Origin of the sequence: Ructibacterium gallinarum, assembly GCF_014982785.1 — a bacterium.
Classification (GTDB): domain Bacteria; phylum Bacillota; class Clostridia; order Monoglobales; family Monoglobaceae; genus Ructibacterium; species Ructibacterium gallinarum.
On the sequence record NZ_JADCKB010000001.1, the window covers coordinates 251,626 to 264,482 of the forward strand.

The 12,857-nt window shown below is 44.4% G+C and carries 11 protein-coding genes and 1 pseudogene; 2 read left to right on the forward strand and 10 right to left on the reverse strand.

The window, feature by feature from the left end; genetic code table 11:
• Window positions 1-4 precede the first annotated feature (4 nt).
• The 5 genes and pseudogenes from INF28_RS01210 to INF28_RS01230 form a co-directional block, all read right to left on the reverse strand.
• Window positions 5-778, reverse strand: a pseudogene (locus tag INF28_RS01210) (glycoside hydrolase family 3 N-terminal domain-containing protein); the annotation flags it as partial.
• A 63-nt stretch (window positions 779-841) separates the two neighbouring features.
• Window positions 842-2,710: a beta-galactosidase gene (locus INF28_RS01215; RefSeq protein WP_226391633.1), complete on the reverse strand. Its 1,869-nt coding sequence runs from the start codon at window positions 2,708-2,710 to the stop codon at window positions 842-844.
• 17 nt (window positions 2,711-2,727) lie between these two features.
• Complete coding sequence (locus INF28_RS01220) at window positions 2,728-4,353, reverse strand: SDR family oxidoreductase (RefSeq protein WP_226391634.1); 1,626 nt, start codon at window positions 4,351-4,353, stop codon at window positions 2,728-2,730.
• An 8-nt stretch (window positions 4,354-4,361) separates the two neighbouring features.
• Window positions 4,362-5,522 (reverse strand): galactonate dehydratase, encoded by a 1,161-nt coding sequence (gene dgoD / locus INF28_RS01225; RefSeq protein WP_226391635.1) that lies wholly within the window; start codon window positions 5,520-5,522, stop codon window positions 4,362-4,364.
• Entirely contained in the window at window positions 5,519-6,196 is a 678-nt protein-coding gene (locus INF28_RS01230; RefSeq protein ID WP_226391636.1) for an MBL fold metallo-hydrolase, read from the reverse strand. Before INF28_RS01230 ends, dgoD begins: the two co-directional genes overlap by 4 nt.
• Before the next feature lie 196 nt (window positions 6,197-6,392).
• Between INF28_RS01230 and INF28_RS01235 the strand changes: the two genes are divergently transcribed.
• Window positions 6,393-7,106: a helix-turn-helix domain-containing protein gene (locus tag INF28_RS01235; protein ID WP_226391637.1), complete on the forward strand. Its 714-nt coding sequence runs from the start codon at window positions 6,393-6,395 to the stop codon at window positions 7,104-7,106.
• Between the two features lie 51 nt (window positions 7,107-7,157).
• On the opposite strand, the gene INF28_RS01240 is transcribed toward INF28_RS01235, so the two are convergent.
• Complete coding sequence (locus tag INF28_RS01240) at window positions 7,158-8,645, reverse strand: MGH1-like glycoside hydrolase domain-containing protein (RefSeq protein ID WP_226391638.1); 1,488 nt, start codon at window positions 8,643-8,645, stop codon at window positions 7,158-7,160.
• Window positions 8,636-9,547: a glycoside hydrolase family protein gene (locus tag INF28_RS01245; RefSeq protein WP_226391639.1), complete on the reverse strand. Its 912-nt coding sequence runs from the start codon at window positions 9,545-9,547 to the stop codon at window positions 8,636-8,638. Before INF28_RS01245 ends, INF28_RS01240 begins: the two co-directional genes overlap by 10 nt.
• A gap of 129 nt (window positions 9,548-9,676) precedes the next feature.
• Between INF28_RS01245 and INF28_RS01250 the strand changes: the two genes are divergently transcribed.
• A complete protein-coding gene (locus INF28_RS01250; protein WP_226391640.1) occupies window positions 9,677-10,510 on the forward strand; it encodes an AraC family transcriptional regulator in 834 nt (277 codons plus the stop codon).
• Between the two features lie 85 nt (window positions 10,511-10,595).
• Here the strand turns inward: INF28_RS01250 and INF28_RS12790 are convergent, their stop codons facing one another.
• The 3 genes from INF28_RS12790 to INF28_RS01260 form a co-directional block, all read right to left on the reverse strand.
• Window positions 10,596-10,724, reverse strand: a complete 129-nt coding sequence (locus INF28_RS12790) for a hypothetical protein (protein ID WP_264175637.1) — start codon at window positions 10,722-10,724, stop codon at window positions 10,596-10,598.
• A gap of 160 nt (window positions 10,725-10,884) precedes the next feature.
• Window positions 10,885-12,516 (reverse strand): phosphoenolpyruvate--protein phosphotransferase, encoded by a 1,632-nt coding sequence (gene ptsP / locus INF28_RS01255; protein ID WP_226391641.1) that lies wholly within the window; start codon window positions 12,514-12,516, stop codon window positions 10,885-10,887.
• Between the two features lie 29 nt (window positions 12,517-12,545).
• A complete protein-coding gene (locus INF28_RS01260; protein ID WP_226391642.1) occupies window positions 12,546-12,803 on the reverse strand; it encodes an HPr family phosphocarrier protein in 258 nt (85 codons plus the stop codon).
• Window positions 12,804-12,857: the final 54 nt, after the last annotated feature.

Below are 12,857 nucleotides of genomic sequence, written 5' to 3' on the forward strand. Positions count from 1 at the left end.
CTCCCGCCTTAAAACCGAGCTCACCTTTTAGCAAATCGGTTATCAGCTCATGGGAAAGTGTTGCAGGATACGGCAGATTAAACTCATCATCTCTCTCTTTCTGGTACGATGGCAGGCTAATGTGTCCCGCCATAATGGAATCAACGCCACTGTCAATTAATTCTTGAAACACTCTGCCGGATAGCCTTTTCCATTCTTCCAAAGCTAGAGTATTCTGCGTTGGTACAATATGCTGGTCACGATAATCCAGTCCATCTCCTGGAAAATGCTTTGCACATGCAGCGAGGCCATTTTCCTGCATGCCATGCACAACCCAAGGCAGCAGCCTGACCGCCAATTCGGCATCGTCAGTCATTGCCCTAACGTTGACAAGCGGATTCCTGGGATTAATGTTTCAATCTGCCACTGGCGAAAACGACCAGTTTGCACCTATTGACCTTGCTTCAAGCGCAGTTACTTTGCCGTAGTCATACGCAAGTTTTGGGTCATTTGCAGCACCGAGTCCCATCAGATAGGGAAGCTGTGTCAGCCCCTTTACCATACTGCCGCAGCCGTTTTCAAAATCTGATGTAATCAAAGGAGGGATATCAGCTTCCTCATAAACCTCCTCAACATAATTGCGCAATTCATCAAGTCCTGCATCGTCTGGCTCAGTAATAATCTCCCCAAAGAAAAACGCTGCACCTGGCTTATCAGTCAGCTTTTTTCCCTTTTCTATACGGGCGACTTTGGTCTGCAATATTTTTTGCTCAATTGTTAAAGCATTCATATCTATCATTTTATGTACGCCTCACTTTCAAACAGAAATGTTCGGTCAAGATTTCTTCAAACGGAAACAGCCTTACTGTAAAACAATAATTGCACCGTCCTCTATTTCATCAATTTTTATAGTGCAATTGCTGACCGACAAAGATTTTCCCTCCTGGTCTTCAAAGGTATAGAGAATTGCATCCGAAAAATCAAAGGTGGTTTTTAACACGGTGTTTAAAGCCGCCTTTTTAAATGGTGAAGTATTTGTTATACAAATTACATAATACCCATCACCCTTTAATGTCTGATGCAAAAGATATCGCTCGCCGCTTATAGTTACAGGGGCGGCTACGCCACACATCTCCAGTGCGTCATAAAGTTCAAAACTGCTGAGATATTTGTCTGGCTGAAAAAAAGTTGGCCGGTAACCACCGCAAAATCCGCTATCTTTTACAATGATTTTCCCACCATTGCGCTCAAAGATCGCAAGCATATTTTTCTCCTCTTCGGAAAGCTTCTCATATGCTGGTACACATAACACCTTTACGCCAAGTTGATTTTCACTGAGGTCAACAGCCCTTATTATATCTGGGGAAATATTTTCCAGACGCAATTGTTTATACATGGCAACAAAATCAATAAGCCAACTATTTTTTAAAGAACGGTTATCGCATACACTTCCTTCATTTTCTATGGCATCTGCATACATAAAAGCATAGTCGGAATGCAGAATCGCTACGGAAGAACGTAGTTTATTGGCATAAATAAATATATCAGACAATTTGTTGATTAATTTGACCACTTGTTTTGCGTTTTCAAAATTGGGAGTTGGTTTTCCAAATTCATCTACCACCCCAAAGCCATTTCCTTCTGGCGAATCTGGATAAGTATGGTCACCGCGCCATTGATAATACATAATGGCTTTACAGCCGCTGCCCAATGCCATATACGTTTCTCTACGGAATCTATCCAGCGGTATATCCGTTCTGGCATCATATTCAACCAACCACATGGGTTTCCCATAAAGCGCTCCGGCGGATTCTGCCATATCGAGATCGAGGTTGGCAAAATATGCTTCTGGCATATTACATCGATAATAGTGGGTAATACCGATCGCATCCATTCGCTCTGCACTGTCATAAAAATTAACACAACGGGAGGAATTGCACGGCATCGTTGGATCCGTTGTCAAGCAAGTCATTGTCTCAATCCCCGTTGCTGCTTTTGCGATATCAGAGCTATGGTTTAAAAAATTACTGAGCGCCTGCATGGAAAACAAGCGCCAGTTTATCCACGCAGCGGGGCTTTCCCCTTTTGCGGGACGAGCTATTGGCGGAGCACAGGTGTTCGCTTCCTGCTCAGTCATAATCTGTTTTTCCACCAGCCATTTACGATAAGCGTCCACAGTGTCTGGATGATAATCGAATATTCCGCTTGATGGATAATGAGGCTCGTTATACGTAAGAAAGCAGGCAGTATCCGAGCAATCTTTAAAGTGTCTTGCCAGCGCACGGGTACAGTTTTCATTATCTTTTAGTATTCCTTTATGATGCATGCTATTTTGTATGAAATCATACCAGCAGCTGGTATCCATCTCCTTCCCTTCAGAATTTACCATGAGACAATCCGTATATCCAGATGGATTGGAGGTATAACCCTGCAAACGTATCATGCTTGCGATGCCAACGCGATCCGCCTCTTTTGCTAAGGCATCCGCTAAGGATCCTTCATACACAACCTCTCCGTTTTCATCATAAGAGATTTTCCCTAATGCCGCAAATCGCACCAAATTAAAGCCTGCATCAACCATCCCTTTAAGATCCTTTTTCATTTCACCAATTCTGTCTCCCTCCGGCGGAACAGGTACCTTACGTTCATGATAGGAGGCATAGTAGGATACCCCAACACAATAAACTGGCTTTCCGTTTTTTTCAAGCAAACCATTCTTTACTTTATACAATTTTATCCTGCCCCCATTTATACGTGTTTATCGGTGATTTTTTCAAAAACTCTGACATAGTCCACTATAAACGTGTCCCCAACTGCATCATAAGTCTCTTTTCTCGGTTCATGAGAGGCATCACGGTATCCTTGCGGCTCCGTAGTAATTAAGATAAATTCCGGGCAATGGGACACAAGACTGTCAATATGTCCATTTTCTATGCCGTCAATATAAAAAGTATAACCCGTTGTATCCCATAACAGTCCGAATCGATGATAGCCATCGTCAAGATTTTCCATGCCGCCTGCGTGGATATTTCTCATATCCTGTCCATACCCACCCGAAAACGCATTATGCGCAGCAATTTTGCCCGGGGTGAAACATTCCATAATATCAATCTCTGTTCCCGTATAAGCGCTATCTAAGGATGCACCGATTATCGGGGACTGTATCCAAAAAGCCGACCACCAGCCTGGCTTTGTCTGAAGTTTGCAGCGACATTCATAATAACCAAATTTGTGCGTATATAAGTTTTCTTTTAGTTTACCTATTGGCCACTGCAAATGATCTTCGCCAAATTTTGTCTCTTTAACCGGCTCATCCATAAAGTTATATCCTGTCTGCAGCTGACTGCTGACCGGTTTTCCTCCCTCCTCAATCAGAGTAAAAACGGCATTGCTTCTTCCATCCAGATGTACGCCTTTATCCGTCCAAGCTGGATGAAGTTTTCCCATCATGGATAGACGGTAATCCCATTTTGTCCGGTCAAGTTCGGTTCCATCAAATTCATCACTCCACACAAGCTTCCAATCACCCTTTTCTGGCAGCAGGCTTGGTTCATGCCCCTTAATATCTACCTGTTTCATTTTCTTCCCCTCCATTTTTTTAATTTGTGTACCCTTATCCACAATGGGATAAAGCTGAATCATATTACCGCCGTCTACCACAAGTTCCGCACCGGTAGTGTTTTTAGACAAGTCACTGCCCAAATACCAAGCCGCATTCGCAATATCTTCAAAATTCGCAATATCACCCAGCGGGGTATAGTTGGAGAGCGCATGCCTGCAATCATTATAATTGTTCTCCCATCGATCCGTCTTTATCATACCTGGCAGCACCGCATTAACCCGTATATGATACTTTCCTAAATCAAGCGCCATTGCGCGCATCATGCCCAGTGCGCCTGACTTAGAAGCGCTGTAAGACACTCGATCCGGAATGGCGCGGTACGCCGTATTGGAATTGATAAACACAATCGATCCGCCGCCTTTTTTTCTCATCTGTATGGCTGCCTGCCGCGACAACATGAAGTTCCAGCCAATATTTGTGTTAATAACATCCATGAATTCCTCTACAGACACGTCGAAAAATTGCTGGCGAATTCCAAGATTCGCCGCATTTAACACCAGGCAATCCATCGAATATCCCAACTTTTCTATATCGGAAAAAATTGCTTTTGCATCTGTCTCATCAAAAATTTTCATTCCATAGCCCTTGGCAAAAACACCGTATTTTTCTGACAGCGTCTTTGCGGTCTGCTCCGCTTTTTCTGCACTTCGGCTCCCTAAAAAAAGATTATAGCCTTCCTGTCCAAACCTTTCGGCGATACCAAGCCCCGTATTGACTGTGGCACCGGTAATAAAAACTGATTTACGCATCATATTCCTCCTTAAAAATAAAATTCTGTTTTCGGCGGCCGGATATCCGTCAACGCACCTGTATAATGCCGCAAGACGTGCGGCTGATACGGGTGCCTGAGGCATTCTTCCTCATTGATCTCAATACCAAGGCCTGGCCTGTCAGGAATCTTCATAAAACCATTCTTGTATTTGAGACACTCCGTGGTAATGTCCTTACGGTATTCCACATCAGAATACATGATTTCCAAAATACAAAAGTTTGGACAGCTTGCCGCCAGCTGGAGTGTTGCTGCATTTGCCACAGGGCCGGACGGGTTGTGTGGCGCAAACGGGATATACCGGCATTCTGCCTCTGCCGCAATTTTTTTCAGTTCCATAATTCCCCCGGCATGCGAAATATCTGGCTGAATATAATCTGCTGCCATCAAATCAAACATCCGTTTATAATCCCAGCGGGTATACAATCGTTCTCCTGCAGAAATTGCCACCGGAGATTTGTCGCGCACCGCTTTCAGTGCATCCAAATTATCCGGCGGAACAGGCTCTTCAAAGAACATAGGATGGAACTGTTCCAATTCCTTTGCAATTTGAATCCCTGTCGGAATGTTAAACCTGCCATGTCCCTCTATCAGCAAATCAACAGAGTCACCCACCGCAGCACGCACCTCCGCAACACATTCCAGTGCAGTATTTAACTCCTTATTTGAAATTTCCAGATACGACTTGCCAAACGGATCCCACTTCATGGCAGTGATTCCCTTTTGCATAGCCGCTTTTGCCTTTTCGCCAAATTCCTTTGGCGTTTTTGCACCGGCAAACCAGCCGTTGACATATATTCTCACTTCATCATGTACCTTGCCGCCCATAAGCTGATACACAGGAACACCAAGGTGTTTCCCCAGAATGTCCCAAAGCGCCATCTCCACAGCGGACAAAGCGGACATGAGCACCGCACCACCCCGCCAGTATGCATCGCGGTAAATATTATGCCAATGCGCTTCAATATGGAATGGATTTTTACCGATTAGATAATCCTTGATATGCTCCACCGCACCAATGAGGGCTTTTTCTTTATACTCCAGCGTTGCTTCACCGATTCCGTCAACACCCTCATCCGTGTAGACCTTGACAAACACCCAATTTGTCCGAAAGCAGTCCACTGCAAAGGTTCTGACATCCGTTACTTTCATTTGAATTTCACCTCCTCATATATGTCCGGTATAACCGCATTGTCAAGGTCAAACCCGGATGGATCCAGATTGTCAAACATGCCCCAGTGTATGGGAACCGCCCACTTTGCGCCTGTCTTTTTGGCAAACCGCTTGGCATCAGCAAGGTTCATATTATTGCCCACGCCGTTGATTGGCAGAAATACCACATCAATATTCGCCGGTAAGTCCTTGAAAATTTCTCTGTTGTACAGCGTATCGCCCGTTATGTACAGTTTTTCCCTGCCATCATCTAAAATAAAGCCAATTGCCGTTAAGTCTGAATGCTCCGCTTTGACTGCAGTAAATGTCACTCCATCCTGCGTCCAAACGGTTCCTCTGTTAAACATCACGTAGTTATGATTGCCGCCGAATTCCCGCGCTTTCTGCCATGCATGATATGGTGCAAGAACTGTCAGCGTCTTTTTGGCATTCAGAAATCGCGGAAGTGTTTCCGGATCAAGATGATCGATGTGGTCATGTGTCAGCACAATTACATCGAGCTGTTCTTTAAACAACGCTTCCTTGACCGGAACCCGCCGCCAATTTTGGGGATGAACCTTTACAACACTGTCTGACAGATATGGATCAACCATAATTTTTATTTTTCCCGTGTCAATCAAAAGTCCAGCCTGTCCAATCCATATTATTTGCATCCTCCTCACCTCTTGCGGCTATTGTAACACAGCTGCTTGACAGCTTCCAGATAAAATGTTATCATAATTTTTAGAAATATTACTTTTTAAGAGGTGTGTATATATGCATATTATGCCGCAAATTGTAAACACTGGCGTGTATGATGCAGCCCTAGTGCATAAAAATATACCCTCCACCAAACCGCGGAGGGTATCTGTGTATGAAATTGAACTTGTATTGGAAAACGGTGGCTATTCTTATATTGGCGACGAAAAATATCAAATAAAAAAAGGTTGTATTATCTGTGCAAAACCCGGGCAGATTCGGCATACCGAACTGCCTCACAAATGCTATTATATCCATGTCATAATAGAAGACACCGAGCTTGCCGCCATGTTAAACAATATTCCAGATTTTTATGCTCCGTCTGATACCTCCGAACTGGAAACCGCATTTCGCGCATTGCTTGCCGCCAATGTACTTCCTAACTTGGATCAAGGAATCCACACTACCGCAAAATTTTTAGAAATTTTATCTCTCCTGTTTCATGACAACCGAATCACCACAGCCCCCACGGCACACCGGCACGGACACACCCGTGTGATACAGCAGGCAGTGGCGTATATTGACGCAAACTACACCTATGATCTCACGCTTGCTGATATTGCGGCGCACGTCCACCTGAGCAGAGTATATTTTCACAACCTTTTTCTTGCATCTACCGGACAGACACCGCATGATTATCTGCTCAGCAAACGCATCAGCGCCGTTAAGTTTCTTCTGACCACAACAGACAAGCCGTTCTCCGAGATCGCGCTCGACTGTGGCTTCTCCTCGCAGGCCTATATGGCTTATGTTTTCAAGCGTAAAACAGCTTGTACGCCTATGCAGTACAAAAAGCAATTAAGCCTCCTTTGGGAAAAGCCCTAACACTTTCTTTAACCCGCACTTCCAGATTGCTTCATTCCTATTTTCCATTTCTCATTGGCATGCTACGCCACATACCCTATCAGGTACTATAACGCCGTTTTGATAGACGGTCCATCCGCGCCTTCCATATTTTTCTCCCGTTTTGTCATACACAATCTGATAGTTATCACCCAGAACGTACAGATGATCCAACCGAAAATATTGCCAGGTTTTTGGGATCATCGGTCTAAAAAACACCTTTTCATCTATAATACGAATACCTGCCAGTCCTGTGATGACTAAATCGCAGAAGGTAGAATGATTATAATCCTTTCCGCGTTCGTAACCCCCTTTTTCCTTCGGCCAGTTCCAGTTCTTCAGTATCTCTCTACTGGACCATACATCTTCATATGGAGCTTTGACCTCATCAATCCACATAATTTTTTCTCCGCCTTGCACAGTCCGGTTATGCTGCTGGGCATACTGACGCAACAGTCTGCAAAATAATCCTCCATAGACATCCCGATCCACTTCTGCCGCCTGAATAAGCGCCGTAAGTGTCTGTGAGGTAGCAAACGGCCATATATAGCCATTCCATAAACATTCGTGCTCTGCATGGTATAAAAATGCGGGGTGACTTTGCTCCGCCGTAGTGATTCCGAATTCTGTACCAAAGATTTTTGGATCTTCCAAAAATAAAAATACATTCTCATGTCCCTGCTTCGGTATTCCAAAATACCATGGAATATAGCCAATCAGTTCTTTGGGAATCTTTTCAGACACCATATCCTTTACACGAGAAAACGTCTCATCCGCAGGATGCAATGCTTTAAAAAAGCCATCCCGCCATAACAGCTGCCACATTCTCTGGCGAATTTTCTCAGCCTTAAGCCGAAATTCCTCCAAAGGTTTTCCACACTGCACCGATAACGCATAGATTGCCGCCGCATCACCGTACATATAACTATTGAGCGTCGGGCGAATGCCTTTCGTCGGTTTCCCGTTCTTCGTTCCGCTGATGGAAAATTCCATCGCATCCCGATCGTCCAACGACCAGAACAAGCCACATTCGGTTTGCCGCGCTTCTTCCCATGCATAATAGTAAGAAATTGCCTCTTTTAAAAAATTTGATAGATTGATACTTCCGGTAACCTTTTGAAATTCCTTCGCCGCCCAGATAAGCCACGAACTGTAGCGCATTCCTTCCTGCCTGTTGGTTAGAAAAAAGTAAATATAATCTGTCAAATATCTTTCCGCATGTTTCAGCCATCGTCCCTCCATAATATGGTGTCCAGCCGCGGCGTTAATCAGATTATACTTCCCACTCCAAGGCACAGGTGGAAGGAACTCCGTTATCATCGAACCCTCGGGCGTTTTTTTTATATGTTTACGATAAACCCACCACCGGAAGTAATACGTCCTCTCAATCTCAGTATCTGGACATTCCAACAAGGGAATCTCTTCCTGCATCCATTCCAGTGAATGTATATTATCAATATCATTTCTATAATATTCCTTATCCTCAGCGTTAAATTCTGACACATACCGCTCTAAACACATTTGCTTTTCTCCGTTTGCTCGGCGTAAAATAAATTGCGGACAAAACACTCGGCTAAGCCAATATATTCATTCGATTGTTTTCTTCCATTATACCACAGCATCCACTTATTCTCCTTATCATTCCATGCCACAGCCGGCTTATAGCAGGCATCACCATCCCACTCACCCGGCGTGGGTACAATTAAGGGATTATGACAAGAGCGCTCCCAGTTTGTTATTCCGTTTTTAGACCTCGCTACACAAATTCTCGCAGTATCAATATCTTCATATCCGATATAAAACATTAAATAGTTCATATCTTCTGTCTTGATAATACTGCATCCGCCAATTCGATCCTGTTCAAAATAATTTTCTTTGTTGCAAGCAAAGATAGGATTATTTCCCCACTTTATCCAATTGACGCCGTCATCACTTTCCGCATACGCAATGACATTAGGTTCATAGGTATCTCCGGCAGAATACCACATCTTATATTTTCCTTCTTCATATAAAACACAGGGGTTCATAACAGAATCCCCTTCCCAGACATGCTCAAACGCCAAAACCGGCACCGCGGATTTTCTTTCAAAATGATAGCCGTCCGTACTTTCGGCATATCCAATCCAACTATGTCCGTTTGCCTGTCCGGTATACCACATCTTATACACACCCGCTATGCAAAGAACACAATTTCGGTTTATATCATCCTCCCAGCCGCTTTGCGGGTTGGGTTCCAATGTAATAACAGGTGTACTCCAGTTTACTCCATCACTACTAAAGCTTACTGCACAGGATTTTTTATTCCTATAAGAGAAATCCATTCTAAACATTTTGTTTTCTTTTGAAACATAAGCATCAAACATACTGCCAAGTGTTTCGCAGCCCAAAACAGGATTTTTATCATATTTCTTAAAATACTCCATAAATTCATCCCCTTTATCATTGACTTTCTGTGTTGACCATGCTATATTATAAGCAGGTCTTCCATACCTGTCAATATCCATTTGTTTCCCTTAATTTACAATTTGTTTTATTATAAAGGAGGATGCATTTTGAATTTATTAAATGAATCCTGTTATGAAAAAGAAAAATATATGCGGGTTGCTACAGAAATTGCTAAGCAACTATATTTTTATGCGCAATGGGCCGGCCGGTTTGTGTGCAAACAGGATTTCCGCATCAAACGTAGTCACCTGCCCAGCTTTCTCCTGATTTATACGCTGGGAGGCAGCGGCATATTGGACTATAAAGGGAAGCAATACCATCTGGAAGTAAACAGCCTTTGTTTTTTAGACTGTCAGGAGCTGCAAGTATATTCTACCTTCAAGGCCCCTTGGACATTCAAGTTTATCCATTTTTATGGAAACCTCAGCACAGCCTACTATAATTATATTATACAGTTATACGGTGCACCGGTTTTTTCAAATGCTGTTTCGGATATGGATCATATGTTTGACCGTGTAATCCGAAACGTCCAAAACACCGAGAGTGAAGCGTTTTGCTCCGAATATATTTATAGAATTCTTACCGCTTTGATCGCTTTTTATCAGCGCATAAATGAACCGTTCCATTTCAAAAGCATTATGAATTATATTGCGGAACATTATGCAGAACCAATTGATGTGGAAGATATCGCACAAACATTTAACTTTAGCCGCAGTTATTTCACAACAAAATTCACGTCTGCAACTGGAATCTCTCCCTATGCCTATCTGAAGCAATGCCGCATCGCCGCAGCCAAAGAGCTATTAATTAACACCAACTGCAGTGTTCAAACGATTTCTGAGCTCTGCGGCTTCAGCAGCAGCTCTTCTTTCATCCGTACCTTTAAAAGCGTGACTGGAATGACTCCCCGGCTATATAAAAATAATGATTCTCATGAATAATTGGGATATTTTGTTTGCCTCATTCCGCTGTCTACTTTTTTTGACTATGGTTCATATTTCTGCCGCAAGTTTTCGCTGATTTTCATTATATCGTGTTATGAAGTTGTGTATTTGCTTGAATAGAAATCTCAATTTCTCTTTTGGTATATCCTTCTTCTTTTAAACTGATTATTTCGTTCTCATACTCTTTGATATGTCTATAGGTTCGTGTCATAAAAATTCCCCCTATGGTAGTTTCTTTTATTCTACCATAGGGGGTACTTTTTTCTATTGTCCATTTTTACTGGACCTGCTGATCGATGCCGACGCACCGGCTTTTCTTTGCCGCTCTCCCTCCGCTATGCTATACCAAGCCGAGGGAGCTGCCTGCCTTTTTACAATTTCCGGGTATCCGTCTGACGAATCACCTGCCGAAGCGGAAGCACCCGACCCGGCGAAACGGAAAGCTCATCAACACCCATTTTCAAAAAGGTTTGCGTCAAATCCAGGTCAGCGCCCAGCTCACCGCAGATACCGACCCAGATTCCTTCTTTGTGCCCGTTTTCCACCGTCATCTGGATCATGCGAAGTACCGCTTCGCTGTGCGGTTCAAAAAAGTCGTCAAGGGAAGGGTTCTGCCGGTCAATGGCCATGGTGTACTGGGACAGGTCGTTGGTGCCAATGCTGAAAAACGCCGCTTCCTTTGCCAAAAGATCCGAAATCATTACTGCGGCAGGGGTTTCGATCATAATCCCCTGTTCCGGAACCATAAAGGGAACGCCGTCCGCTGTCAGTTCCTCTGTCACCTGCTGAACCACCGCCTGAATCTTTCGCATTTCCGCCACAGAGGTAATCATCGGGTACATCACCGAAAGGTTCCCGAAAGCCGCTGCTCGAAACAGCGCCCGCAGCTGTGTTTTGAAGATCTCCGGACGGGTTAAGCAAAGCCGGATGGCCCGTAGTCCCATTGCCGGATTTTCCTCATGAGCAAGGCCAAAATAATCCGCCTGTTTATCCGCCCCAATATCAAGAGTACGAATAATCACCTTTTTCCCCGCCATGGTTTCCGCTACCTGTTTATAGATAACAAACTGTTCTTCTTCGGTTGGAAATGTATCCCGCTCCAAGTACAAAAATTCACTGCGGAAAAGGCCGATACCGCCTGCATCGTTGCTGAGAACCAGCGCCAGATCCCGGCTGTTGCCAATATTGGCATAGACCTGAATCCGCTTTCCATCCAACGTGACGTTTTCCTTGCCTTTTAAAGTCTGCAAAAGCCGCTTCTTCTCTTTCTCCTGCGCAAGCCGCGCCTGCATTTCTTTCAGCAGCTCTGGCTCAGGATCCACATAAATTTTGCCGGAAAATCCATCCACCACAGCTGTCTTCCCATCGGATTCGTCCGTAAGCGGAAGATCTGCCCCTATAATGGCCGGAATATTCATGGTTCGGGCTAAAATAGCCGTGTGGGAATTGGCAGAACCCTTCACCGTCACAAATGCCAGCACCTTGGATTTATCCAGCTGCACCGTCTCGCTGGGGGCCAAATCCTCAGCGGCAAGAATCATCGGTTCGCCACCACCGTCCTGTTCTTCTTCCCGCCCGGACAGAATCCGCAGCAGCCGCTCTGAAATATCCTTTACGTCCGCGGCTCTTGCCTGCATATAGGCATCGTCCATGGACGCAAACATCTGTGCAAAATTTTCGCCGGTGGCAGCCACCGCATACTCAGCGCCAAGGCTCTGGTTTTTAATAATATTTTCTATGGATTCCAGATAATCCGCATCGTCCAGCATCATCTGATGAATCTCAAAAATAGCGGCATTGTCCTCGCCCACCTCCCGGCAGGCTTTGTCATAAAGGCTCTTCAGCTGTGCCGCGGCGGTTTCTTTTGCCGCCAAAAAACGCTCCATCTCCCGCTGGGGATCTTCAACACGAACCCGTTTGACTGTCTGCGCATTTTTGCGGTAAACGCGGATTTTTCCTATGGCAATTCCGCCGAACACACTTTTCCCCTGATAGGTAAGCATAGCTGTTCCTCCTTCCGGCTGTGTATCAGTTACAGGTTATTCTTCAAAAATTCCTCAAGTGCAGCTGCCGCGGCTTCTTCATCCTCGCCCTCTGCGGTAACGGTCAGCGTTTCGCCGCATTTTACCCCAAGACCCATGACTGCAAAAATCCGCTTTGCATCACCGCTTTTCCCGTCTTTGGAAAGGGTAATTTTAGAGGTAAATTTCCCGGCTTCCTTCACCAGCATTCCCGCCGGCCTTGCATGAACGCCCAGAGGATCGGTAATTGTATACGTAAATTCTTTCATTATAAAACACGCTCCTTTTTTAAAAATTTTCCATATCTTAACTTTACCATAAAA